Origin of the sequence: Streptomyces sp. NPDC020983, assembly GCF_044333485.1 — a bacterium.
GTDB lineage: Bacteria > Actinomycetota > Actinomycetes > Streptomycetales > Streptomycetaceae > Actinacidiphila.
The window spans coordinates 1-23361 of the sequence record NZ_JBIRRA010000011.1 but is presented as its reverse complement, the minus strand read 5'-3'; the positions used below and the strand labels follow the sequence as shown (position 1 = coordinate 23361).

The window sequence follows — 23361 nt, the reverse complement described above, 5'->3', positions numbered from 1 at the left end:
GCGCGCGGGACGCCGGCGTACCGGAGAAGCGGAGGAGAGGGCGCATGAGCGAGGCGGGGGCCCGGCGGCGGGACCGGCGGGTGTACAGCAGGGCCCATCCCGTGGTGTTCGCCCTGCTGGGGGCGGCCCGGCGGAGGGACGTGGTGAAGGTGGGGCGGACCGTGGTCGTCAGCGGTGCGGAGGAGTACCGGACGGCTCTCACACGGGTGCCGCTGGATCGTGCGGCGGCCGGGACGACGGGCGGCGCGGTGCGCGAACTGGGCGGCGGCGGAGGGCTGTTCGACGAGGAGGGCGGCGAGCACCGGGGAAGCCGGCGGGCGGTCGCGGAGGGGCTGGGGGCCGCCGGGGTGGAGCGGCTGCGGCCGGTGTGGCGGGAGGTGCTGGACCGCCGCCTCGCCCCGCTCGCGGCGGGCGGGAGTGTCGACCTCGTCCCGCTGGCCCGGGAGCTGGCGGGGGCGACGGTGTGCGCCCTGCTCGCCTCGGCGGCGCCGCCGCAGACCGTGGCGGAGGCGGCGGGTGCGGCGGCCGCGGCTGCGGTGCGGGCCGAACTGCCGGGCCTGCGGAGCCCGTTCGCGGCGAGGAGGGCGGCCGGGGCGGCTGCGCGGCTCGCGTCGCTGCTGGGCGGGGAGGGCGGGCTGCCGGCCGTGCTGGCGGTGGCCGGGGTGAACACGACGGTCGCCGCGGTGCCGCGCGCGGTTGCCTGGTGCGCGGGGGCGGGGTGGTGGGAGTACGCGGAGGCGGACGGTACGCGGGCCGCGCTCGTGAGCGAGCTGCTGCGGGCGACCGCCCCCTCGCCGGTGCTGCCGCGGGTGGCCGCCGCGGACGCGCGGCTGGGCGGGTGCCCGGTGCGCCGCGGGGACCGGCTCGTGCTGGTGGCCCGGCACGCGGTGCTGGCCGACCGGAGGCCGCCGGACGTGCGCGATCCGGCGCCGCCGGAGCTCGCGCAGCTGGTGTTCGGCGCCGGGGGACACGCGTGCCCGGGGGCGCGGCTGGCGCGGGCGCAGCTGGACGACGTGCTCGCCGCGCTCGCGCCGTACCGGCCCGCCGTGGTCCGTACGCGGGTGGACCGGAAGGCGGCGCTGCCCGGCTGGCGGAGCGTCGTCCTGCGGGCGGGGCGGTGACCACCGTCGCGGTGACCGGCGCGAGCGGCTTCTGCGGGTCCCACGTCGCGGCCGGGGCGGCGGCGCGGGGGGCGCGGGTGCTGTGCGTGGGGCGCCGCCCCGGACCCGTCGGGCGGCACGTGCCGTGGGACGCGGCGGCGCAGGAGCCGGACCTGCGGGGCGCGGACGTCGTCGTGCACTGCGCGGCGGCGGTCGGCGACCCGCTTCCGGGCTCGGCGGCGGAAGCCGTGATGCACGCGGTCAACGTCGCGGGCACCGCCCGGCTGCTGCGGGCCGCCGCCGGGCGGCCCGTGGTGTGGGTGAGCAGCGCCAGCGTCTACGCGCCGGCCGGGCGGCCGGGCGTGCCGGTGGGGGAGGGGCATGCGGTGCGCGGCCAGCTCAACGCCTACGGCCGTACGAAGGCGGCGGGTGAGGCGCTGGCCCTCGCGGCGGGCGCGGTCGTGCTGCGGCCCCGGGCCGTCTACGGCGCCGGGGACCCGCACCTCGTGCCGCGGCTGCTCGCGCGGGTGCGCGGGGGAGTGCTGCTGCTGCCGGGAGGCGACGTGCGGATGAGCCTCACGGCGGTGGAGAACCTGGCGGAGGCCTGCCTGACCGCGGACCGGTGGGCGCCGGGGGCGTACAACATCGCCGACGCGGTGGCGTACGACCGGGACGCGGCGGTCCGGGCCGTGCTCCGGGCGCACGGCGTACGGGCGGTGGTGCGGCACGTGCCGGTGCGGGCCGCCGGGCTGGCGGCGCGGGGGGCCGAGGTGCTGGGCCGCGTGCGGCCGGGGCGGGAGCCGGCCCTCACGCGGTACGCGGTCGACCAGCTCGCCCGCGGTCTCGTCCTCGACATCTCCCGCGCCCGCGCGCAGGGCTGGACGCCCACCCGGACCCTGGCCTCCTACGCGCCGTGAGCCCGGACCTCCGGGCGGCCCCGTCCCGCCGGCGGCCGGGGCGCGCGGTGCCCAGCGCCCCCTTCAGGCCAGGGACGGGGCGAGCCAGGCGGGGATCGCGCCGAGGAGCGTGTAGAGGCGGGCGGCCTCGGCGCGGAGGGGGGCGGCCTCGTCGTCGGGGGAGACCTCGGCGAGGGAGAGGAGCGCGGGGGCGGTGCCGACGAGGTGGCCGAGGGCCACGCGCAGCCGGAGGGATTCGGCGAAGCCGTGGCGGGCCTCGGCGATGTCGCCCTCGGCCGCGGCGAGACCGGCGAGGTGGCGCCAGGTGAAGGAGGTCAGGAAGGTGTTGCCGTGGGCCACGGCGCCCGCGTGGGCGCGGCGGTAGGCGGCGCGGGCGGCGGCGGGGTTGCCGGCGATGTTCTCGGCGACGAGCCCGCGGCGGAAGTCGAGCAGCGGGCGGCCGGGCGAGCTGGGGGACAGGAGCGCGGCGCTGCGCCCGAAGGCGGAGCGGGCCTCGTCGGCGCGGTCGCGGACGTGGTGGAGGGTGGCGCCGTAGGCGAGGTAGCCGCGTTCGGAGGCGGCGGCGCCGCGCTCCTCGTCGGTGCCGGCCATCGCTTCGGCGACGCGCAGCGCGTCCTCGGCCTCGGCCCAGCCGTCGAGGTGGTAGAAGCAGCCCTCGATGAGGATCTCCGCCCGCTGGCGCGCGGCCCCCGGGTCGTCGGCGCAGTGCGGTGCGAGCAGCGCCGCGGCCTCCGCCCAGCAGCCGCGGGCCCGCAGCCGCCAGACGTCCGGAGTTCCGACCACAGATTCCGACAGGGCGGTTTCCGCCACTTCTCCCCCAAGCGCGTCGTCGAGCCAGTGCGAGTTGTGCAGCAGTGCAGGAACGTGGACGTCCGCGCCGACCCCCGCGGTGCGGTATCGGGTTCATGTGTCCGGCAGTTGTCCGCGTGCCTGCCAGTGGCCGAAGTTCAGCACGCGCCGGGGGCTCCCGCCAAGGGGTCGGAGATCACATCTTGTGAACGGGATCACTAACTCATCCGCAGCGCCAGGAAGAAGTCCAGTTTGTCTTCGAGGCGGGACAGGTCACGGCCCGTCAGCTGCTCGATCCGGGTGATGCGGTACCGCAGCGTGTTGACGTGCAGGTGCAGCCGGGCGGCGCAGCGGGTCCAGGAGCCGTCGCAGTCGAGGAAGGCCTCCAGGGTGGTGATGAGGTCGGAGCGGTGCCGCCGGTCGTAGGCGCGCAGCGGGTCGAGGAGGCGGGCGGTGAAGGCGCGCCGGACGTCGTCGGGGACGAAGGGCAGCAGCAGGACGTGCGAGGCGAGTTCCTCGTGCCCGGCGACCGAGACGGTGCCCGGGCGGGCGGCGGCGACCCGGCGGGCGTGCCGGGCCTCCTCCAGCGCGCCGCGCAGGCCCTCGGGGGAGGACACGGCGGCGCTGACGCCGGCGGTGAGCCGGCCCTCGTCGCCGAGGCCGCGGGCCAGCGGGCCGCGCAGCAGGGCGTGCAGGGACCCGGCGGTGAGCGGGTCGTGGGGGCCGCCGGGCTCGCCGGGGGCGTGCGCGGCGCCGGTGAGCGGGACGAGGGCCATGGCCTGGCCCTCGGCGTGGGCGACGGCGGCGCGTCCGGGGCCCGTTTCGGCCGGACCGGACAGCACCTCTTCGAGCAGCGCCTGCGCGGCGGGTCCGGCGTCGGGGCCCCCGCCGGGCCAGTCCAGCGCGGCGACGACGATCTGCCAGTAGGTCGCCCCCCCGCTGCCGGGGGCGAGGACGGGGGCGGCGGCGCGCAGCCGGGCGCCGGTCTCCGCGGGGGAGCCGCCGCCGGCGACCAGGTCGAAGATCTCCGCCGCCAGCCGCCGGCCGACGGCCCGGGCGCCGTCGCGCCGTTCGCGCTCGACGGCGATCAGCTGGGTGACGCCGCGCAGCAGGTCGAGCCGCTCGTCGGGCCAGTCGCCGGCGTCGGCCTCGACGGCCAGGAACCAGTCGGTGAGCACCCGGGCCCGCGGGTCCGTGCCGGGGGCGCCGCCGTGTACGGGGAAGAGCGAGTACGTCCGCCCCTGCACCGCGATCCGGTAGGGCCCGCGGCGGCCGGTGCGGGCGGCGGCCTGCTGGGCCCCGGCCAGTTCCGCGCCCAGCTGCGGGGGCAGCGGGCGGCCGGGCCCGGCGATCTCGCGCCCGGTGGCCGACAGCACCCACGCCCGCAGGTCCAGGTCGCTGCCGAGCAGGTCGAGCACGGCGTCCGGGCCGCCGCCCGCCGGGCCGGAGGACATCAGCCGGCGGTGGCGCTCGACGACGGCCGCGAGGTCGCCGGCCCGCTCGCCGGAGACCTGCCGGGCCACGTATTCGGTGATGGTGGCGAAGGCGACCCGCTCGTCGACGGCGAGCAGCGGCAGCCGGTGCCGGGCGCAGGCCTCGACCAGGTCGTCGGGAACGGCGCCCAGCTCCGCCTCGCCGACCGCGAGCGCGGCGACCCCGGCGGCGGCGATCAGCCGGACGAACGCCTCGCTGTCGCCGGGGCCGCGGCGCCAGCCCAGTCCGGTGAGCACCAGCTCGCCGCCGCTGAGGTAGCGGCTGGGGTCGCGCAGGTCGGTGGTCATCACGCCGCGGACGGTGCGGTCCAGTTCGGCCTCGCCGCCCAGCAGCCGCAGGCCGAGGGTTCCGGTGTCGAGGAGCGCGCGCAGCCGCATGGTGGTGGCCCTGTCCTGTCGTGCGTCGGTCCGGTGCCGTGCCGCCGGACGCCCGTACGGCGCCCGGTGTGCCCGGTGGGAAACCGTGAGGTTTCCGCACGGTCTCTTTCAGAGGAATCTACAAGACCGCGGGTGTGGCCAGCCAAGTGCTTCATGGTTTCGGTGACTGCACCCGGACGGCCCAGCGGCCGTGTACTGGGCGTGCGCAGCGTGTAACAGGACAGGAAGAGCCGCCGCCCGCACCGACCCGGAGATGAGGCACCGCATGGACTTCCTGCGCCCTGCCACCTGGCAGGAGGCGCTCGCCGCCAAGGCCGCCCACCCCGGCGCCGTGCCACTGGCGGGCGGCACCGACGTCATGGTCGAGATCACCTACGGCCACCGCAGGCCCCGGCAGCTGCTGGACCTGAGCCGGATCGGCGAGCTGGCGCGGTGGGAGAGCGGCGAGACGCACGTACGCCTCGGCGCGACCGTCCCGTACGCCCACGTCATCGACCACCTGGGGGACGCGCTGCCGGGCCTGGCCCTCGCGAGCCGTACGGTCGCCTCGCCGCAGATCCGCAACCGCGGCGGCGTCGGCGGCAACCTCGGCACCGCCTCGCCCGCGGGGGACGCGCATCCGGCGCTGCTCGCGGCGGGCGCGCAGATCGAGGCGGAGTCGGTACGGGGGCGGCGGATGATCCCTGTCGACGACTTCTACACCGGTGTGAAGCGCAACGCGCTCGCGCCCGACGAACTGATCCGCGCCGTGCACGTGGCGCGGGCGACCGGGCCGCAGCAGTTCTCCAAGGTCGGCACGCGCAACGCGATGGTGATCGCGGTGTGCGCGTTCGGCATCGCGCTGCACCCGCAGGCCCGTACCGTCCGCACCGGTATCGGCTCGGCCGCGCCGACCCCGGTCCGCGCGCGCACGGCGGAGGAGTTCCTGACCGCGGTGCTCGACGAGGAGCGGCTGTGGGACACCGGCCGGCCCGTGCCGCCGTCCGCCGCACGGGAGTTCGCCACCCTGGTGGCGGCCGCCGCGCGTCCGATCGACGACGTGCGCGGCACCGCGGCGTACCGCAGGCACGCGCTCGGCGTGCTCGCCCGGCGCACCCTGGAGTGGACCTGGCGGCAGTACCGCGACGAGAGGGGGAGCAGGACGTGCGCGTGAACGTCACCGTCAACGGCCGCCCGCGGCAGGCCGACGACGTCTGGGAGGGCGAGAGCCTGCTGTACGTGCTGCGCGAGCGGCTGGGCCTGCCGGGCGCCAAGAACGCCTGCGAGCAGGGCGAGTGCGGCTCGTGCACGGTGCGCCTGGACGGCGTGCCGGTGTGCGCGTGCCTGGTCGCGGCGGGGCAGGCGGAGGGCCGCCGGGTCAACACGGTCGAGGGCCTGGCCGGGCCGGACGGCGAACTTGCCCCGGTGCAGCAGGCGTTCGTCGACGCCGGCGCCGTGCAGTGCGGCTTCTGCACGCCCGGCCTGCTGGTCACCGCCGACGAGCTGCTGGAGCGCAACCCCTCGCCGTCCGACGCCGACATCCGCGAGGCGCTGTCCGGCAACCTGTGCCGCTGCACGGGCTACGAGAAGATCCTCGACGCGGTCCGCCTCGCGGCCGCCCGCACCGGGCGGGCCGGGTGAGCGCCCCGGGCCGGGGGGCCCGCCTCACCCCCGCCGGCCTCACCCAGTCCAGCGCCGCCCGCGCCGGCGGCGTCGGCGACTCCACCCCGCGTCCTGACGGCACGCTCAAGGTCACCGGCGAGTTCGCCTACTCCTCCGACCTGTGGCACGAGGACATGCTGTGGGGCCACACGCTGCGCAGCACCGTCGCGCACGCGGCGATCACCGCCATCGACACCTCCGAGGCGCTCGCCACCCCCGGGGTCCACGCCGTGCTCACCCACGACGACCTGCCCACCGGCGTGCGCCACTACGGCCTGGAGATCCGGGACACGCCCGTGCTCGCCCACGGCAAGGTCCGCCACCACGGCGAGCCGGTCGCGCTCGTCGCCGCCGACCACCCGGAGACCGCGCGCCGCGCCGCCGCGAAGATCCGCGTCGACTACGCGCCGCTGCCCGTCGTGACGGACGAGGCGAGCGCGACCGGACCCGGCGCGGTCCTCGTCCACGAGAACCGCGACGACCACTACGCGGCGCACGTCCCGCACCCCAACGTCGTCCACCGGCAGCCGATCGTGCGCGGCGACGCCGCCGCGGCCGCCGCCCGCGCCGACGTCGTGGTGCGCGGCGAGTACGTCTTCGGCATGCAGGACCAGGCCTTCCTCGGCCCCGAGTCGGGCCTGGCGGTGCCCGCCGGGGACGGCGGCGTGGACCTCTACGTCGCCACCCAGTGGCTGCACTCCGACCTGCGGCAGATCGCCCCCGTCCTCGGCCTGCCCGAGCGCAAGGTGCGCATGACGCTGTCCGGCGTCGGCGGCGCGTTCGGCGGGCGCGAGGACCTGTCCATGCAGATCCACGGCTGCCTGCTGGCCCTGCGCACCGGCAGGCCCGTGAAGATGGTCTACAACCGCTTCGAGTCCTTCTTCGGCCACGTCCACCGGCACCCCGCCAGGCTCACCTACGAGCACGGGGCGACCCGCGACGGCAGGCTCACCCACGTCCGCTGCCGCATCGTCCTCGACGGCGGCGCGTACGCCTCGTCCTCGCCCGCAGTCGTCGGCAACGCCGCCTCGCTCGCGGTGGGCCCCTACGTCGTGGACGACGTCGAGATCGAGGCGCTCGCGCTCTACACCAACAACCCGCCCTGCGGGGCGATGCGCGGCTTCGGCGCCGTGCAGGCGTGCTTCGCCTACGAGGCCCAGATGGACAAGCTCGCCGCCGAACTCGGCCTCCACCCGGTCGACTTCCGCCGCATCAACGCCATGGGCCAGGGCTCGGTCATGCCCACCGGGCAGGTCGTCGACGCCCCCGCGCCCGTCGCCGAGCTGCTCCGCCGCGTCAAGGCCCGCCCGCTGCCGCCCGAACGCCAGTGGGAGACCACCGAGGGCCCCGACCTGCGCGCCCTGCCCGGCGGGCTGTCCAACACCACGCACGGCGAAGGCGTCGTCCGCGGCGTCGGCTACGCCGTCGGCATCAAGAACGTCGGCTTCTCCGAGGGCTTCGACGACTACTCCACCGCCCGCGTCCGCATCGAGGCGGTCGCCGGAGAGCCCGTCGTCACCGTCCACACCGCGATGGCCGAGGTCGGCCAGGGCGGCGTCACCGTCCAGGCGCAGATCGCCCGCAGCGAACTGGGCGTCGCCCAGGTCACGCTGGCCCCGGCCGACACCACCGTGGGCTCGGCCGGCTCCACCTCCGCCTCCCGGCAGACGTACATGACCGGCGGGGCCGTCAAGCACACCTGCGAGGCCGTACGGGAGCGGGTGCTCGACCTCGGCCGCCGCAGGTTCGGCACCTACCACCCGGCGTGGGCCACCGCCGAACTCCTGCTGGAGGACGGCAAGGTGGTCACGGACGGCGGCGAGGTGCTCGCCGCGCTCGCCGACGTGCTCGGCGACCAGGCGATCGACCTGGAACTGGAATTCCGCCACCGCCCCACCCAGCCCTTCGACCTGCGCACCGGGCAGGGCAACGGGCACGTCCAGTACAGCTTCGCCGCGCACCGCGCCGTCGTGGAGGTCGACACCGAACTGGGCCTGGTCAAGGTCGTCGAGCTGGCCTGCGCGCAGGACGTCGGCAAGGCCGTCAACCCGCTGTCCGTCACCGGCCAGATCCAGGGCGGCAGCGCGCAGGGCCTCGGCGTGGCGGTGATGGAGGAGATCGTCGTCGACCCGGCGACCGCGCTGGTCCGCAACCCCTCCTTCACCGACTACCTGATCCCCACCATCCTGGACACCCCGCCCATGCCCGTCGACATCCTCGAACTCGCCGACCCCCACGCCCCGTACGGCCTGCGGGGCGCGGGCGAGGCCCCGACGCTCTCCTCGACCCCGGCGATCCTGGCGGCCGTCCGCCAGGCCACCGGCCGCGCCCTGAACCGCACCCCCGTCCGCCCGGAACACCTGACGGGGCCCTGAGGGAGGTGAGCGCGATGCTCGGAACCGCGGCCGACCTGCACCGGTGGTGCGCCGCCGGCCGGCCCTTCGCCGTCGCGACGGTCGTGGCCGTCAGCGGCAGCGCGCCGCGCCCGCCCGGGGCCGCGCTCGCCGTCGACGCGGACGGCACCGCGGTCGGCAGCGTGTCCGGCGGCTGCGTGGAGGCGGACGTCTACCTGCTGTGCCAGGAGGTCCTGGCCGCAGGGGAGGGGGCGCCCCCGCTGCTGCGCCGCTACGGCTACTCCGACGACGACGCCTTCGCCGTCGGCCTGACCTGCGGCGGCGAGCTCGACGTCCTCGTCCAGCGCGTCGACCCCGCCGCCCGCCCCGAACTCGCCGCGGCCTTCGCGGCCTTCGCCGCCGGCGAGGTGGCGGCCCTCACCCGCGTCGTGGCGGGCCCCGCCGGACTGCTGGGCCGCGCCCTCCTCGTCCGCCCGGACCTGCGCTGCGAGGGCGGCCTCGGCGACGCTCGGCTGGACGCCGCCGCAGCCGAGCGGACCCGCGCGCTGCTCGCCGCCGGGCGCACGGGCACCTTCGTGATCGGCGCGGACGGCAGCCACTGCGGCGAGCCGCTCACGCTGCTCGCGGAGTCGCACGCGGCGCCGCCCCGGCTGCTGGTCTTCGGGGCCTGCGACTTCGCCGCGGCGCTGGTCCCCGCCGCGTCCCTGCTCGGCTACCGCGTCACGGTGTGCGACGCCCGGCCCGCCTTCACCACGCCGCGGCGCTTCCCGGGCGCTGACGAGGTCGTCGTCGACCGGCCCGACCGCTACCTCGGCGCCGAAGCGGCCGCGGGCCGCCTCGACGCCCGTACGGCGGTGTGCGTCCTGACGCACGACGCGCGCTTCGACGTCCCCGTCCTGGCCCGGGCGCTGCGCCTGCCGCTCGGCTACGTCGGGGCGATGGGCTCGCGCCGCACCCACGCCGACCGCACGGCCCGGCTGCGCGCGGCCGGCGTCCCCGCCGCGGCGCTCGCCCGGCTGCGCTCCCCGATCGGCCTGGACCTCGGCGCCCGTACCCCGCAGGAGACGGCGCTGTCGATCACCGCGGAGATCCTGGCCTGCCGCACGGGCGCGCCGGGGACCCCGCTGACCGGGGCGTCCGCGCCCATCCACGCGCCCGGGGGCGAGCCGCGGTCCCCTGCCGCGGACCGTGCCTGTCCGCATGGCGTCCTACCGTGAGCCCATGCACCTCAGCCCGCGGACGCTCAACCGCACGCTCCTCACCCGCCAGCACCTCCTCCACCGCACCACCGGATCCGCCGAGGACGTCGTCGCGCACCTCCTCGGCATGCAGTCCCAGATGCCCTCCTCGCCGTACGTGGGGCTGTGGTCGCGGCTCGACGGCTTCGACGTGGGGGAGCTGGGGCGGCTGCTCACCGAACGCCGGGTCGTACGGCTGGCGATGATGCGCAGCACCGTCCACCTGGTGACGGCGCAGGACGCGCTGCGCCTGCGGCCGTGGCTGGACCCGATGCTGCGGCGGGCGTTCGCGGGCTCGCAGTGGGCGAAGGGCCTGGCAGGTGCGGACGAGGCTGCGGTGACGGCGGAGGGCCGCGCGCTGCTGCGGGAGAGGCCGCGCACCCCCGCGGAGTTGCGCGCGGCGCTCGCGCCCCGCTTCCCCGCCGCGGACCCGGCGGCGCTGGTGCACGCGCTGCGCTCGTGGCTGCCGCTCGTGCAGCTGCCGCCCCGCGGGGTGTGGGGTGCGGGCGGCGGGACGACCTACGGCCTGCTGGACGAGTGGCTCGGCGCGGAGTCCTCCACCGGTGCGGTGGCGGACGGCGCCGGCACCGTCCGCCGCTACCTCGCCGCCTTCGGCCCCGCCGCGCCCGCCGACCTCCAGAAGTGGTCGGGCCTGACGGGCCTGAGATCCGCCTTCGCCGGGCTGGACCTGCGCACGTACACCACCGGGGACGGCCGGGAGCTGTACGACCTGCCGGACGCCGGGCTCGCCGACCCGGACGTGCCCGTGACGGCCCGTTTCGTCGCGGACTTCGACAACCTGCTGCTGTCGCACGCGGACCGTACGCGGATCGTGCCGGAGGCCTACCGCCCGCGGGTGATGACGGCGAACGGCATCGTGCGCGGCACGATCCTGGTGGACGGCTTCGTGGCCGGCACCTGGCGTTTCGCACGGGCGAAGGGCACCGCAGCGGCTGAGGTCACGCACTTCGCACCGCTGGCGGCCGGCGACCGCGAGGCCCTCACCGCCGAGGGGCTGCGCCTGCTGGCGACGACGGACCCGGACGCGGCGCACGACGTGACGTTCACACAGGCCTGAGCCCCGCCGGGAAGCGGCTCCGGCGGCGGGAACCGGGGCGCTTCCACCCCTCGGACGCCCATGGACGCACAGCGATACGGCGGTTACTCTCGGCGTTCCCCACAGGAACTCCACAACCGGAGGTACGTCGATGAGCACAGCGATCAGCCGGCGTCTCGCCCGTACGGCGGCCGTCGCCGCCGCGTTATCCGGCGGGCTGCTGGTCATGCCCACCCCGGCGCACGCGGCCTGGGCGGCGCAGTACAACCTCTCGATCCAGGTCACGTACCGGTTCCCCGCCGGCTCGACGGTCCAGCTCGGCCGCGCGGACGGCTGGGTGCAGTTCGACGACGGCGGCAACTCCTTCCGCTACTCCCTGACCGTGTGCCGCCAGTCCGGCTACACCACCCCGGACCTGCGCGTCTCGGTCAACGCGGGCTGGGTCGGCTCGACCTGGAGCCAGACGAACCTCGAGTACGTCACGCTCCCCGGCACCTCCACCGTCACGCCCACGGCGCCGTGCTACGGCCAGACGAACACCGTCACCGGCGAGGAGACCTACGCCAACTTCTCCAACGTGCACTTCGAGCTCTTCGGCGACACCTTCAACGGCTCCGCCTACACCACCGCGAGCCAGGACGCGCTGATCTACAACCAGTACTGACCCCCGCCCCGGTCCCGGCGCGACGCGCCGGGACCGGGCCCGCCGGGCGGCGCGGCTACCGCGCCGCCTCGAACGCCCGCCCCGCGGGAGTCTCGACGGCGCCCGGGCGGAAGAGCCCGCTGCTCGGCTTCGTGCCGTCCGCCCCGAGGCCGAACCACGCGTAGCGCTGCAGGTACGGCAGACCGTCCAGCATCTTCGCCGCCGACGTCACGAAGGCCGCCTGCTGGGCGTCGCTCGGGAAGCGCGTGCCGTTCGAGAAGTCGACGAGGGCGAACTCGGTGAGCCAGATCGGCTTGTGGTAGCGGTCGTGCACCGCCCGGAGGTAGGACCTGAGCTGGGCGACCGCCTCGGGGGTGCGGAAGTCGCCGCCGTACCAGTGCAGGGCGATGAAGTCGACGCGGTAGCCCCTCGCCTGGGCCCCCGACATGAAGCGGTCCAGCCAGCCGCCCGGGGTGTCGCCGCCGTAGGCGACCGCGGGGCTGCCCAGCACCTTCCCGCCGGCCATCAGCTTCGGCCACAGCGAGAGCGCCTGCTCCACGGTCATGTTCGACTGGGCGGCCATGTCGGGCTCGTTGAAGCCCAGCAGGTACGGGCCGGCCTTCTCCGCCTCGGCGAGCGAGGCCGCGTCGGTGCTCGCGGGGCCCCAGACCATCGGGACGAAGCCGGGGCCGCTGATGCCGCGGTGGGTGGTGGACCAGGTGTAGTACCAGCTCGCGCCGGACTTGCCGAGGGCGGAGTCCACGCCGTCGAAGGCCCAGACGCCGACGCCCTTGCGGGCCGAGGACGCGGGGACGGCGGGCGGCGCGACCGTGGCCGGGACGTGGGCGGTGGCCGTGGCCGAGGGCGTGGCGGAGGACGGGGTGAGGGGGGCCGGGGGCGTCGTGGCGGACGGCGGGGTGGTGGGGGGCGCGACCGCGGGGGCGGTGCTGCTCGCCGCCGGGCGCGGGGTGGCGGAGGCGTCGGCGGCGGGCGCGGACCTCCCGCCCGCGGAGAGGTGGACGGCGAGCAGCGCGCCCGCCGCGACCGCGGCCACGGTGCCGGCCGCGGCCGTGGTCACCCCGGCGGGGCCGCGCGGCAGCCGCGGCCGGGCCCGGTGTCCGTGCCGCGCACCGCTCCGGTGTGGGGGGTGTGCCGGGGCGGTGCGCGGGGCCGCGGCACGGGGCGCGGCCTGGGTGGGGGGCGTGTGCGCGGGCGATCCGGGGCCCGCGGGACCGCCGGGCGCGCCCGGCGTGAGGGAGCCGGCGGATCCCGGCGCGGCGAGCGGCCCGCCGGGCCCGAGCCCGATCGGCACCGGCAGCAGCGGCAGCCCGCTCAGCAGCCGGTCCATCGGCAGCAGCCCGCCGGTCAGCGCGGTGCAGCCCGCGCAGCCGCGGACGTGCCGGGAGAGGCGCTTGCGCCACAGCGGGCTCGGCACCCCGTCCCAGCCGGCGGCGGTGTGCCGCAGCCCGTCGCAGGGCCGGGCGGCGCCGAGGGCGCGGACCACCGCCCGGGAGACGTCCAGCTGCTCCTTCATGCGCTGGACCCTGACCGCGGCGTGCTGCCGGGACAGCCCGAGGGCGTCGGCGAGTTCGGCGCGGCCGAGTTCGCCGGTCTCCTCCAGCCACCACAGGGCGAGCAGCGTGCGGTCGTCGCCGTCGAGCCAGCGGGTGGCCTCGGCGATCTCCCGGCGCTGGTCGGTCAGGCCGAGCCGCAGGACGGTGAGGGCGGCGAAGTCGGAGGCGGGGTCGGGCACCAGCTCGGCGGCGTCGAGACCGGTGCGGTGGTGCCAGGCCGCCCTGCGGGCGTGCTCGCGGTCGCGGACCTGGCGTACGGCGATGGCCACCAGCCAGGAGCGGAAGGCCGCGGGGTCGCGCAGCCCGTCCAGGCCGCGCACGACCCGCAGCAGGGTCTCCTGGACCACGTCGTCGACGTCGTCGTGCCCGTCGAGGGCGCGGCCGACGACGTTGTAGACGAGCGGCAGGCACTGGGCGACCAGCCGGTCGAGTGCCTCCTGGTCGCCCGCCCGCGCGGCCTCCACCAGCGCGGGGTCGGGTCCGGCACGGCCGTCTGCGCGCATACTGCTCCGTTCCGATCTTCCGTCGTCCGTCGTCCGTCGGCGCCGTGCGTACGGCGCTCCTCCCCCCGGACAGGAGACGGTGCCACGCCCGGCGGATAACGGAAACCCGCCGGGCGCGGCTCACGGCTCACGGGGTGGGCACGGTGTCCGTGAAGGCGGTCCCGGCCGTCCGGTAGCCGGCGACGCGGGAGCTGACCTGCGCGGGGGTCAGCACCTGGTCCTTGACGAAGAGGACGTAGTCGACCTGCTCGTGGTACGAGCGGGAGGTGCTGCCGGTCTGGCCCGCGAGGTCGATGAGCCAGTGGTTGAAGTCGATCCACTGCGGCGTCTCGGGCAGGTACGGCTCGCCGTGCGTCGCGACGACCTGGCCGTCGATGGAGTAGGTGATGTTCGTGTTGTCGACGGTGATCTGGAGGTTGTGCCAGCCGTTGAGGCTGCCGTACTGCTGCCCGTGGGCGTTGACGGCGTTCCACGGGTCGGGGTTGTACGTCTCCCAGGACGTCTCGTACATGATGTTCTGCGTCTCGCCCCAGCCGCCGTTGGGCAGGTACTCGAAGTCCTGCTCGCTGTAGTCGGGATCCATGGGCGCGTTCAGCGGGGTGAAGGTGAAGAACGTCTGGTTGATGTGGTCGCCGTCCGGGCCGCTGTCCGGGGAGTCGCCGAAGCGGACCCGGGCCGCGTACGTCCCGTTCTTGAACTTCCGCGCGGTGGTCTGGAGTTCGGTCTCCCGGGTGCCGGACGCGGTGCCGTCGGTGGTGAGTTTGAGGTCCATGACGCGGTTGCTGGTGCCGTCGGCGGCGAAGGTGATGTCGCCGGGCGACCAGGTCGCGCCCGCCACGCCCGGACCGCCCTGGCCGGACTTGACCGTCCAGCCGTGCTGCGAGAGGGCCGCGTCGGAGCTGGAGTTGTAGGAGAAGTCGTCGAAGAGCGCGGGCGCGCCCGGGTTGTCGCCGCCTCCCGAGGTCGGCGGGGTGGTCGGCGGGGTGGTGGGCGGCGTGGGGTCGTTGCCCGCGGGGGCGGTGCCGAAGACGACTGCGCCGTTCTCCTGCACGGTGACCTTCGGCCAGTTCGCGTACGACGTCTGGGCGGCGCCGAAGGAGTAGTCGTCGGACTGCGTGAGGGTCTGCCAGTCGGCGCGGTAGAAGCGCAGCTGCATGTCGCCCGTGCTCTGGCCGGGGGCCAGCGAGCCCGCTCCGGAGGTGAAGCCGATCTCCAGGTAGCGGTCGGCGGTCGCGGTGGGGTGGGCGAGGGTGCCGAAGGTGCCGGTGACGTTCGCGCAGCCCTTGACGGCCCACGAGCAGGCGAAGCGGTAGGAGACGGAGGGGCCGTCGGACCTGAAGTAGTAGCGCAGGGTGACCTGGCTGAGCGGTACGGACGCGCTGCCGGTGTTGGTGACCTGGAGCCACGGCTCCGACTGGTCGGCCGTCGCGCCCGTCGCGCTGGTCCGGTACTGCGCGGTGAGCGCGTCCTGCGCGGCGGAGGCGGGCAGCGCGGTGAGGGCCGCGCAGCCGAGCCCGGCGGCCGCGCACAGCGCCATGGCGGCGCGCATGCGGAGCGGGCGGCGTGCGGTGCGTGAGGCGGTGCTTCGTACGGACGTACCTGACACGATGATCCCTTTCCAGTGGGGTGGGTGGGTCCGGTGGCCAAGTGGGCCGAGGGGGGAGGGAGGTGCACGCCGGGCACCGGGCCCGGCGGGTCGGGGGCCGCGGCCGGCGGTTCAGCGCGGGGCGGCGGCCGTGGGGGCGCCGCCGGCTTCGCGGCGGTGGTGCACGCGCAGCGCGTCCAGCCGGGACTGGTGGCGGCGCAGCGCGGGGCGGAAGTCGGCCGACCAGCGGCTCGCCGGGTTCCAGGCCCGGTCGGCGAGCGCGGCCAGCCGCGGGAAGGCGAGGTACTCGGCCTGGGCGGTGGTCGTCACGTACTCCGTCCACAGCTGCCCCTGCGTGCCGAGCACCCGGGCGGCCGCCTCCGGCTCCCAGCCGGACGGCACGGGCTCGCCGTCGTGCACCGCGCGCAGGTCGAGCACCCCGCCGGCCTGGCCGGGCGGTTCGTCGGGGCCGGCGGCCTGCGGGTAGTCCAGGTACGTCGAGCGGTAGGGCGTCATGACGACGTCGTGGCCGCGCCGGGCGGCGGCGAGCCCGTGGTCGGCGTCCCGCCACGGCATGACGGTGAAGCCCGCGGGCGGTGCCCCCGAGTCCTCCGCCCAGCACACCGGCAGCCGGCCCTGCGCCAGCAGGAAGCCGCCGACCTCGCCGAGGAACCAGCCGTGCAGCGCCCGGGGCGACGCCAGGCCCAGCCGCGCCGCCCGCTCGCGCGCCGCGGCGCCGGTCTCCCACTCGGTGACGGGGCACTCGTCGCCGCCGACGTGCACGTAGCGGGACGGGAAGACGTCCATCACCTCGCCGAGCACGGTGCGGCAGAAGTCCAGCACCTCGTCGTGGACGCCGAGCACGGTCTCGCACACCCCCCACTCGGTCCACACGTCGAGCTGCCGCCCGGGCACGTTCCCCAGTTCCGGGTAGGCCGCGAGCGCCGCCCGGGTGTGCCCCGGCATCTCGATCTCCGGGACCACGGTGACCCCGCGCTCGGCGGCATAAGCGACCAGGCCGCGCAGCTCGGCCGCCGTGTAGGCGCCCTCGTGCGGCTGTGCGCCGCCGCGCCGCCCGCCGACCTCGGTGAGCCGCGGGAACGCGGCGACCGGCATCCGCCAGCCCTGGTCGTCGGTGAGGTGCAGGTGCAGCACGTTGAGCTTGTGGAAGGCCAGCAGGTCGGTGAAGCGGCGCAGGAACGACACCGGCAGGAAGTGCCGCGCCACGTCCAGCATCGCGCCGCGCCACGGGTAGCGCGGCACGTCGGTGATCTGCACACCGGGGATCCGCCACGGCACCCCCGTGACGGGCTGCGCCGACAGCGCCTCGGGCGGCAGCAGCTGGCGCAGCGTCTGCACGCCGCGCAGCAGCCCCGCCGGGCGGGCGGCGCGCAGCAGCACCGCGTCGCTGCCGACCGTCAGGCCGTAGCCCTCCTCGCCGAGCCCGCCGAGCATGTCGTCGACGACCAGCACGACCGTGCCGGCCGGGGAGGGCCGCAGCGGCAGCCCGGTGGCGGGCGCGAGCAGCGTCCGCAGCAGCCGGGCCGCGCCTGCCGCGGCGCCCTCGGCCCGTACGGCGGTGGACTCGTCGAAGGTGAAGTGGCCGGGGATGCGGGCGTATTGGGTGGGGTGCGGAATGATCACGGCAGTCGCTCTCCAGGGCAGGGCGGGGCGCGCGCCCGACGGGGAGCGCGGGAAGGGGCGTACGGGGGCCGGGCGTTGCGGCGGCGGGGTTCAGCCCTTGACCGCTCCCGCGGTCATGCCGGAGGTCACCCGGTTCTGGAGCAGCAGGAAGACCACCAGCACCGGCAGCATGAAGAGCGACGAGGCGGCCATCGTGGCGCCCCAGTCCGTGCCGAAGACGTTGCTGAAGGACGACAGCCAGACCGGCAGCGTACGGGCGTCCTGGTTCTTGATGATCAGCGTGTTGGCGAAGGCGAACTCGTTCCACGCCGTGATGAAGCCGAACAGCGACGTCGACAGCAGCCCGGGCGCCAGCAGCGGGAAGGTCACCCGGCGGAAGGCCGCGGGCCGGGTGCATCCGTCGACCTGCGCCGCCTCCTCCAGTTCCACCGGGATCGCGGCGAGGAAGCCGCGCAGCGTGACGATGGTGAAGGGCAGCGTCGTCATGAAGTACACCAGCGTGAGCATCGACAGCTTGTCGAGCATGTCGGTGTCCCGGGCGATCACGTACATCGGGATGAGCAGCGCCTCCCACGGCGCCATCTGCGCGACGAACACCATCAGCAGGAAGGCGCGCCGCCCGCGCCAGCGCATCCGGCCCACCGCGAAGGCCGCGAGCAGCGCCACCACCAGCGACATCAGCACCGCGCCCAGCGTCACGGTGAGGCTGTTGCGCCAGAAGGTGCCGAAGCCCGGGGAGTGCACGGCGGTGCGGAAGTGCGCGAGCGTGGGGTGCAGCGGCACGAAGGACGGGGTGTCGGACTGGATGTCGGCGGACGGCTTGAAGGCGGTCACCACCATCCAGTAGACGGGGAAGACGGAGATCGCCAGCGTGAGCAGCGCGGCCAGGTTGAGCGGCAGCCGGCTCGCGCGCGGCCGGCGGCGCGCCGCCCGGCGGCGCGCCGCGCGCGGCGCCTTACCAGTGGTCCAAGCGGTCACAGCGCGCCCTCCTGGTGGAACATCCGGCGCAGGTTGAACACGAGGGCGCCGAGCAGGATCAGTACGGTCAGGGTGGAGACGGCCGCGCCCAGGTCGTACTTGTGCAGCGACTGGGCGATCTGGAAGGCGTAGACCGGCAGCGTCGTCGTGGCGCCGTTCGGGCCGCCCTCGCTCATCACCCAGATCTGCGTGAACGCCTTGGCGCACCAGATCACCTCCAGCGAGGTGATGAGCGCGAACAGCGGCCGCAGCATCGGGAAGGTCACCAGCCGGAAGGACTGCCACGCGCCGGCGCCGTCGATCCGGGCCGATTCGTACAGCTCCGCCGGGACCGTCGTCAGGCCGCCGTACAGGGTGAGCGCCGCGAAGGGCACGGACTGCCACACCACGAGCACCACGAGGATCGAGAAGGTGGCGCCGCCGTGCGCGAACCACGAGTAGTCGCGGTAGGAGTCGAAGCCCAGCTTGACCAGTGCCCAGTTGACCACTCCGAAGCGGGACTGGAAGAGCCACTGGAAGATGGTGGTGGCGGCGATGACCGGGGTCGCCCAGGTCAGCACCAGGGCGCTCATCACCGCCAGCCGCATCCGCCTGCCGAGCCGGACGAGCATGAGCGCCACCAGCGTGCCGAGCACCATGATCAGCACGACGTTCAGCGCGGTCCACCACACGGTGCGCCGCACGACCGCCCAGAACTCCGGATCGTCCAGCACCGCGCGGTAGTTGGCGAAGCCGGCCCACGTCGCCCCGCCGCGGATCAGCTCCCCGAGGCCGAAGTGCTGGAAGGACATCACGATGTTCCTGACCAGGGGATAGGCCAGCAGGAACGCCGCTCCCACCACCGTCGGGGCGACCAGCAGGTACGGCCAGAGGGCGGAGAGCGCCCGGCCCGTCCGGCGGGCCCTGCGGGCCCGCGGCGGCGCCGGCGGCGGCGGATCCATGACGGCCGGCCGGGGCGCGGCGGCGGAGCGGGCGGTGGACACGGGCACTCCTCGGGGTGCGGCGGGGCGGGGCCGGAGGTCCGGGCGGGCGGGCCCGGACCCGGGCGGAAGGGGTCAGGAGGCGGACGCGAGGGCCTTGTCGATCGCCTCGTCGGCGGTCTTCGCGGCCGCCGCCGGGTCGGCTCCGGTGAGCACCTGCGTCATGTACTGCTTGATCGGGTTGTTGGCCTCGACCGCGGCCCAGTCGGGCGAGTTGGGCGTGGCGTGGCCGTTCACCGCGCCGGCCGCCATCACCGACGCGCCCGGGTTGCCGGCCAGTACCGTGGCGAGCGAGGTGCGGTTGGGCACGTAGCTCATCGCCTTGGCCATGTCGGTCTGGAAGTCCGTGCCGGCCAGCGCCTTGACCACCTCGTAGGCCTGGTCCTGGTGCCGGGAGGCCGCCGGGACGACCAGGTCGGAGCCGCCGGTGAAGACCGCGCCGGGCTTGTCGGCGGTCTTGCCGGGGATCGTGAAGAAGCCGATCTTGTCCTTCATCGCCGGGTTGGCCTGCTCGATGACCGCGGCGCCGCCGGGCACCGAGATGATCTGCGCGGTCTTCCCCTTGGCGAAGACGTCCGCCTGCAGCGGCTTGGCCTCGTCGGAGTCCCTGGGACCCTTGCCGAGCGCCTGGAGCTGCTTGTAGAAGGCCATGCCCGCCTGGGCCTGCGGGGTCTCGAGGGCGCCCTTCCAGCTGCCGCCGTCCTTGACGGCCAGGTCGCCGCCCTCGTCCCAGACGAAGCCCGCGAGCGCGTACCAGGTCTGGCCGGGCAGGTAGATGCCGTCGTTTGCGCCGGTGTTCAGCTTGGTGGTGTCCCGGATCCACTCCTCGCGGGTCTTCGGCGGCGTGGTGATGCCGGCCTTGGCGAAGAGGTCCTTGTTGTAGATCACCACGCGGTTGGCGGCGTACCACGGGATGCCGTACTGCTTGCCGTCGACTTTGCCCGGGTCGGCGAGACCGGGGATCCAGTCCGATCCCTGGAGGTCGGAGACCTTCTCCGTGAGGTCGGTGACGCCGCCGCTGGCCGCGTACTGGGCGACCTGGGTGTTGCCGACCTCGATCACGTCCGGGGCGTCCTTGCTGGCCAGCGCGCTGATGATCTTCTGGCCGATGCCGTCCCACTGCTGGATCTGGATGTCCAGGGTGATGCCCTTGTGCGCGGCCTCGTAGCTGGTCCTGAACCGGCTGACCACCGCGTCCGACATGCTGTCCTGCATGAACCACACGGTGAGCTTCGCCGGGGAGCCCGAACCCCCTGCCGAGCCCGGGGACGTGCCGGAGGAACCGGAGGACGAGCCGCCGCAGGCGGTCAGGCTCAGGGCTGCCGCGAGGGCGAGCGCGGCGGCGGGGAGAAGTCTGGATCTCACGGGAAGTCTCACGGGGGCGTCACCTCGGAAGCGCGGGCCGGTGTTTACCACTTGCCACTGGTCTGGAGCTGTGCGCCGAAGGTGGCATAGACCACTGGTCACGTCAAGGCCCTGTGCACGGCCCGAAAATCGGGTCGTATACGGTCGACTTCAGCGCTGCGGCTGCTCACAGCGGCTGGCGTGCTGGTCAACATCTGGATAACCTCGGCGGACGAGGGTGGACAAGCCACCGCCGGGGTGCCGAAGGGAAGGGACACACGCCATGGTCAGCGAGCCGTCGCGATCCGCGGTGAAACGCGAACGGGTCCGCGACTACCTGATGGAACTCGTCGAGTCCTGCGCCCCCGGCGACCCGATCCCCTCGGAGCGCACGCTGTGCGAGCAACTCGGCGTCTCCCGGCCGACGCTGCGCTCCGCGGTGGACGAACTGGTCACCGGCGGGATGCTGGTGCGCGAGCACGGCCGCGGGATGTTCGTCGCCCGCGCCAAGATCACCCAGGAACTCGCCCCGGCCCGCGACGCGTACCGGCTCCCGCAGGCCTCCGGCACCTGGGCCAGCCGCGTCCTGGAGTTCACCACCGTCCAGGCGGGCGCCCGCGTCGGCCGCCGGCTGCACGTCTCGCCCGCGGCGGAGATCACGTACATCGCCCGGCTGCGGCTCGTCGACGGCGAGCCCATGGCCATCGAGTACCTGCACGTGCCCGCCGCGATCGTGCCCGGGCTCGCCCCCGGCGACATGGAGTCCGGCGACTTCTACGACTTCCTGCGGGAGCGGCACGGGGTGCGGGTGCACGAGGCCGTGCAGTCCATCGAGCCCACCGTCACCAACGAGGAGGAGGCGCGGCTGCTCGGGGTGCCGGTGCTGTCGCCCGCGCTGCTCTTCGAGCGGCTCACCAAGGACGCCGACGGCCGGCCCGTGGAGTACGTGCACTCCGTCTACCGCGGCGACCGCTACCGCATCGTCTCCCGGCTCGCGCTCGGCGACGGCCCGGCGGCGGCGGGGCCGCGGCTGTCGGCGGACCAGCACCACCCGGGCATCCCGCCCGGTGACCTCCCCGCCCGCCGCGAGGTGCCCGCGACGACCTCGGGGGACGTCCAGCCCGCGTAGCCGCCCGGGCCGCCCGGGCCGCCCGGGCCGCCCGGACGGCCGCCGTCCGCGGACGCGGCACCGCCCCGCCGGTCGCGCGGGGGACGCGACCGGCGGGGCGGTGGTGTGTGGGGGGCCGGCGGCACCGGGGGTCCCGTCCCCACGATGACCCGGCATGCCGGCCCCCGGCCCGGTGCCGTCCGCTCAGCCGGCACCGGGTGCTGTGGGGAGTCCGGGGCTCGCGCCCCGGTGGCTCACATGTGGACGGCCGTGACCGTCTCGCCGGCCGGCTGGGTGCGCCCGCTGCGGTACATGACCGCCGCGAGGATGCCGCCGACCAGGAAGAAGCCCGCCGACCACCAGTAGGCCGTGGCGTAGCTGTGCAGCGCCGCGTTCGCCTTGGCCATCGGGCCGGTGTGGTCGGCCAGGTACGCGCTGAGCGCACTGGCGGCCAGCGTGTTCAGCAGCGCGGTGCCGATCGAACCGCCCACCTGCTGCATGGTGTTGACGGCCGCGGAGGCCACGCCCGCGTCCTGCTCGGCGATCCGCTCGGTGGCCACGCTCATCGCGGCGGGCATCACCAGGCCGATACCGAAGCCGGTCACCAGCAGCGGCGGCAGCACGTCGGCGGCGTAGCTGCTGGTCAGACCGAGGTTCGTCATCCAGGCCATCCCGCAGGCCGCGAGCAGCATGCCGCCCGTCACGATCCACCGCGGGCCGAACTTCGGCAGCAGGTTGTTCGTGGTGAGCTGCGCGGCGACCATCAGGGCGCCGATCATCGGCAGGAAGGCCAGGCCGGTCTTGACCGCGTCGTACCGCAGGGTCAGCTGGAGGTAGTAGGTCAGGAAGAGGAAGACGCCGAACATGCCCGCGCCGGAGATGGCCAGCACGGTGAAGGAGGCGCCGCGGTTGCGGTCCAGCAGGACCCGCATCGGCAGCAGCGGGTGCGCGATCCGGGTCTGCCACCAGCTGAAGACGGCCACCAGCAGCGCGCCGCCGGCCAGGAAGCCCCAGGTCAGCGGGGAGCCCCAGTCGTGGGTCTCCGCGTTGGAGAAGCCGTAGACGATGCCGAAGAGGCCGACGGTGACCAGCAGGGTGCCGGGGACGTCCAGCCGCTGCCGGTCGGCCGGGGCGCCCTTGCGCAGCAGCATCATGCCGCCGATGAAGGCGACGACCGCGAAGACCAGGTTGACGTACAGCGTCCAGCGCCAGTTGAGGTTCTTGGTCAGCACGCCGCCGAGCAGCAGGCCGACACCGCCGCCGGCGCCGGCGATGGCGCCGTAGATGCCGAAGGCCTTGGCGCGCTCCTTCACGTCGGTGAAGGTGGTGTTGAGCAGCGACAGCGCCGCGGGGGCGAGCAGGGCGCCGAACAGGCCCTGCAGGGCGCGTCCGGTGACCAGGACCTCGAAGTTCTGGGCGGCGCCGGCCAGGGCGGAGGCGCCCGCGAAGCCGACCACGCCGACGAGGAAGACGATCCTGCGCCCGACGAGGTCCGCGAGCCGCCCGCCGACGAGCAGCAGCGAGCCGAAGGACAGCGAGTAGGCGGTGACGATCCACTGCCGGTTGCCGTCGGAGAACTTCAGGGCCTCCTGTGCGGAGGGCAGCGCGATGGTCACGACGGTGGCGTCGAGCACCACCATGAGCTGGGCGATGGCGATGACGGCCAGGACCCACCAGCGGTGGTTGGCCCGCTCGGTGGGCGCGGGCGCGCCGCCGGAGGTGCCCGGCGCGGGCTTCTTGAGCCGGTCGACGGGGACGTCGGCCGCGGACTGGGATGACATCAGGCGGAGCTCCCGGGCTGGGACGTAGGACGGTACGGTGGTGCCGCAGGAAGAACGAAACGGTTTCGTACTCGAACGACGGTACGTCGCCCCTTATCGAAACGCAAACGTTTCGCTGACGCCCGGTGTGTGCGCCTGGTCACATGCCGCGGGACCAGGTCCTAGGGCGTGTCCGCAAAGTCCCGTCGTCCGCCCGGAGGGCGGGGCAGACGGTGTCTGGTGCGTGCGATCGCAAGGCGGAGGGTCGTCCTCGT

The 23361-nt window shown here is 75.2% G+C and carries 18 protein-coding genes; 9 read left to right on the top strand and 9 right to left on the bottom strand.

The window, feature by feature from the left end:
* Positions 1-44: 44 nt before the first annotated feature.
* Positions 45-1121, top strand: a complete 1077-nt coding sequence (locus tag ACH4SE_RS24335) for a cytochrome P450 (RefSeq protein WP_398545571.1) — start codon at positions 45-47, stop codon at positions 1119-1121.
* Positions 1118-2017 (top strand): NAD-dependent epimerase/dehydratase family protein, encoded by a 900-nt coding sequence (locus ACH4SE_RS24330; RefSeq protein ID WP_398545570.1) that lies wholly within the window; start codon positions 1118-1120, stop codon positions 2015-2017. The genes ACH4SE_RS24335 and ACH4SE_RS24330 overlap by 4 nt, the downstream gene beginning before the upstream one ends.
* 63 nt (positions 2018-2080) lie before the next feature.
* On the opposite strand, the gene ACH4SE_RS24325 is transcribed toward ACH4SE_RS24330, so the two are convergent.
* Together ACH4SE_RS24325 and ACH4SE_RS24320 are read right to left on the bottom strand one after the other, a co-directional pair.
* Entirely contained in the window at positions 2081-2827 is a 747-nt protein-coding gene (locus tag ACH4SE_RS24325) for a hypothetical protein (RefSeq protein ID WP_398545569.1), read from the bottom strand.
* A gap of 197 nt (positions 2828-3024) precedes the next feature.
* A complete protein-coding gene (locus ACH4SE_RS24320) occupies positions 3025-4677 on the bottom strand; it encodes a PucR family transcriptional regulator (RefSeq protein WP_398545568.1) in 1653 nt (550 codons plus the stop codon).
* Between the two features lie 265 nt (positions 4678-4942).
* On the opposite strand from ACH4SE_RS24320, the gene ACH4SE_RS24315 reads away from it, so the two are divergent.
* The 6 genes from ACH4SE_RS24315 (at position 4943) to ACH4SE_RS24290 (ending at position 11631) form a co-directional block, all read left to right on the top strand.
* Positions 4943-5830 carry an FAD binding domain-containing protein gene (locus ACH4SE_RS24315; protein ID WP_398545567.1) on the top strand — a complete coding sequence of 296 codons (888 nt, stop codon included), beginning with the start codon at positions 4943-4945 and terminating at the stop codon, positions 5828-5830.
* Positions 5821-6297 carry a (2Fe-2S)-binding protein gene (locus ACH4SE_RS24310; RefSeq protein WP_398545566.1) on the top strand — a complete coding sequence of 159 codons (477 nt, stop codon included), beginning with the start codon at positions 5821-5823 and terminating at the stop codon, positions 6295-6297. Before ACH4SE_RS24315 ends, ACH4SE_RS24310 begins: the two co-directional genes overlap by 10 nt.
* Positions 6294-8693 carry a xanthine dehydrogenase subunit D gene (pucD, locus tag ACH4SE_RS24305; protein ID WP_398545565.1) on the top strand — a complete coding sequence of 800 codons (2400 nt, stop codon included), beginning with the start codon at positions 6294-6296 and terminating at the stop codon, positions 8691-8693. Before ACH4SE_RS24310 ends, pucD begins: the two co-directional genes overlap by 4 nt.
* Positions 8694-8707: 14 nt before the next feature.
* Positions 8708-9889: an XdhC family protein gene (locus tag ACH4SE_RS24300; protein ID WP_398545564.1), complete on the top strand. Its 1182-nt coding sequence runs from the start codon at positions 8708-8710 to the stop codon at positions 9887-9889.
* Between the two features lie 4 nt (positions 9890-9893).
* The gene (locus ACH4SE_RS24295; protein WP_398545563.1) at positions 9894-10988 is read left to right on the top strand and encodes a winged helix DNA-binding domain-containing protein; all 1095 of its coding nucleotides are present in this window, start codon (positions 9894-9896) and stop codon (positions 10986-10988) included.
* A gap of 130 nt (positions 10989-11118) precedes the next feature.
* Entirely contained in the window at positions 11119-11631 is a 513-nt protein-coding gene (locus ACH4SE_RS24290) for a hypothetical protein (RefSeq protein ID WP_398545562.1), read from the top strand.
* Between the two features lie 55 nt (positions 11632-11686).
* On the opposite strand, the gene ACH4SE_RS24285 is transcribed toward ACH4SE_RS24290, so the two are convergent.
* From ACH4SE_RS24285 to ACH4SE_RS24260, 6 genes are all read right to left on the bottom strand, one after another.
* On the bottom strand, positions 11687-13687 hold the full coding sequence (locus ACH4SE_RS24285) for a sigma-70 family RNA polymerase sigma factor (protein WP_398545561.1): 2001 nt from the start codon (positions 13685-13687) through the stop codon (positions 11687-11689).
* A 127-nt stretch (positions 13688-13814) separates the two neighbouring features.
* Positions 13815-15236, bottom strand: a complete 1422-nt coding sequence (locus tag ACH4SE_RS24280; protein ID WP_398545560.1) for a cellulose binding domain-containing protein — start codon at positions 15234-15236, stop codon at positions 13815-13817.
* A 168-nt stretch (positions 15237-15404) separates the two neighbouring features.
* Positions 15405-16916 carry a beta-N-acetylhexosaminidase gene (locus tag ACH4SE_RS24275; RefSeq protein ID WP_398545559.1) on the bottom strand — a complete coding sequence of 504 codons (1512 nt, stop codon included), beginning with the start codon at positions 16914-16916 and terminating at the stop codon, positions 15405-15407.
* A gap of 90 nt (positions 16917-17006) precedes the next feature.
* The gene (locus ACH4SE_RS24270; protein WP_398545558.1) at positions 17007-17894 is read right to left on the bottom strand and encodes a carbohydrate ABC transporter permease; all 888 of its coding nucleotides are present in this window, start codon (positions 17892-17894) and stop codon (positions 17007-17009) included.
* Positions 17891-18877 carry a carbohydrate ABC transporter permease gene (locus ACH4SE_RS24265; protein ID WP_398545557.1) on the bottom strand — a complete coding sequence of 329 codons (987 nt, stop codon included), beginning with the start codon at positions 18875-18877 and terminating at the stop codon, positions 17891-17893. Before ACH4SE_RS24265 ends, ACH4SE_RS24270 begins: the two co-directional genes overlap by 4 nt.
* A 72-nt stretch (positions 18878-18949) precedes the next feature.
* Positions 18950-20239, bottom strand: coding sequence for an extracellular solute-binding protein (locus tag ACH4SE_RS24260; RefSeq protein ID WP_398545556.1), 1290 nt, complete (start codon positions 20237-20239; stop codon positions 18950-18952).
* Positions 20240-20501: 262 nt separating this feature from the next.
* Between ACH4SE_RS24260 and ACH4SE_RS24255 the strand changes: the two genes are divergently transcribed.
* Positions 20502-21347, top strand: a complete 846-nt coding sequence (locus ACH4SE_RS24255) for a GntR family transcriptional regulator (protein ID WP_398545555.1) — start codon at positions 20502-20504, stop codon at positions 21345-21347.
* 233 nt (positions 21348-21580) lie between these two features.
* Here the strand turns inward: ACH4SE_RS24255 and ACH4SE_RS24250 are convergent, their stop codons facing one another.
* A complete protein-coding gene (locus ACH4SE_RS24250; RefSeq protein ID WP_398545554.1) occupies positions 21581-23107 on the bottom strand; it encodes an MFS transporter in 1527 nt (508 codons plus the stop codon).
* Positions 23108-23361: the final 254 nt, after the last annotated feature.

Coding starts and splice junctions, on each gene's coding strand:
- ACH4SE_RS24335 (WP_398545571.1), top strand. CDS start 45: ATGAGCGAGGCGGGGGCCCGGCGGCGGGACCGGCGGGTGTACAGCAGG.
- ACH4SE_RS24320 (WP_398545568.1), bottom strand. CDS start 4,677: ATGCGGCTGCGCGCGCTCCTCGACACCGGAACCCTCGGCCTGCGGCTG.
- ACH4SE_RS24315 (WP_398545567.1), top strand. CDS start 4,943: ATGGACTTCCTGCGCCCTGCCACCTGGCAGGAGGCGCTCGCCGCCAAG.
- ACH4SE_RS24300 (WP_398545564.1), top strand. CDS start 8,708: ATGCTCGGAACCGCGGCCGACCTGCACCGGTGGTGCGCCGCCGGCCGG.
- ACH4SE_RS24295 (WP_398545563.1), top strand. CDS start 9,894: ATGCACCTCAGCCCGCGGACGCTCAACCGCACGCTCCTCACCCGCCAG.
- ACH4SE_RS24290 (WP_398545562.1), top strand. CDS start 11,119: ATGAGCACAGCGATCAGCCGGCGTCTCGCCCGTACGGCGGCCGTCGCC.
- ACH4SE_RS24285 (WP_398545561.1), bottom strand. CDS start 13,687: ATGCGCGCAGACGGCCGTGCCGGACCCGACCCCGCGCTGGTGGAGGCC.
- ACH4SE_RS24280 (WP_398545560.1), bottom strand. CDS start 15,236: ATGCGCGCCGCCATGGCGCTGTGCGCGGCCGCCGGGCTCGGCTGCGCG.
- ACH4SE_RS24255 (WP_398545555.1), top strand. CDS start 20,502: ATGGTCAGCGAGCCGTCGCGATCCGCGGTGAAACGCGAACGGGTCCGC.
- ACH4SE_RS24250 (WP_398545554.1), bottom strand. CDS start 23,107: ATGTCATCCCAGTCCGCGGCCGACGTCCCCGTCGACCGGCTCAAGAAG.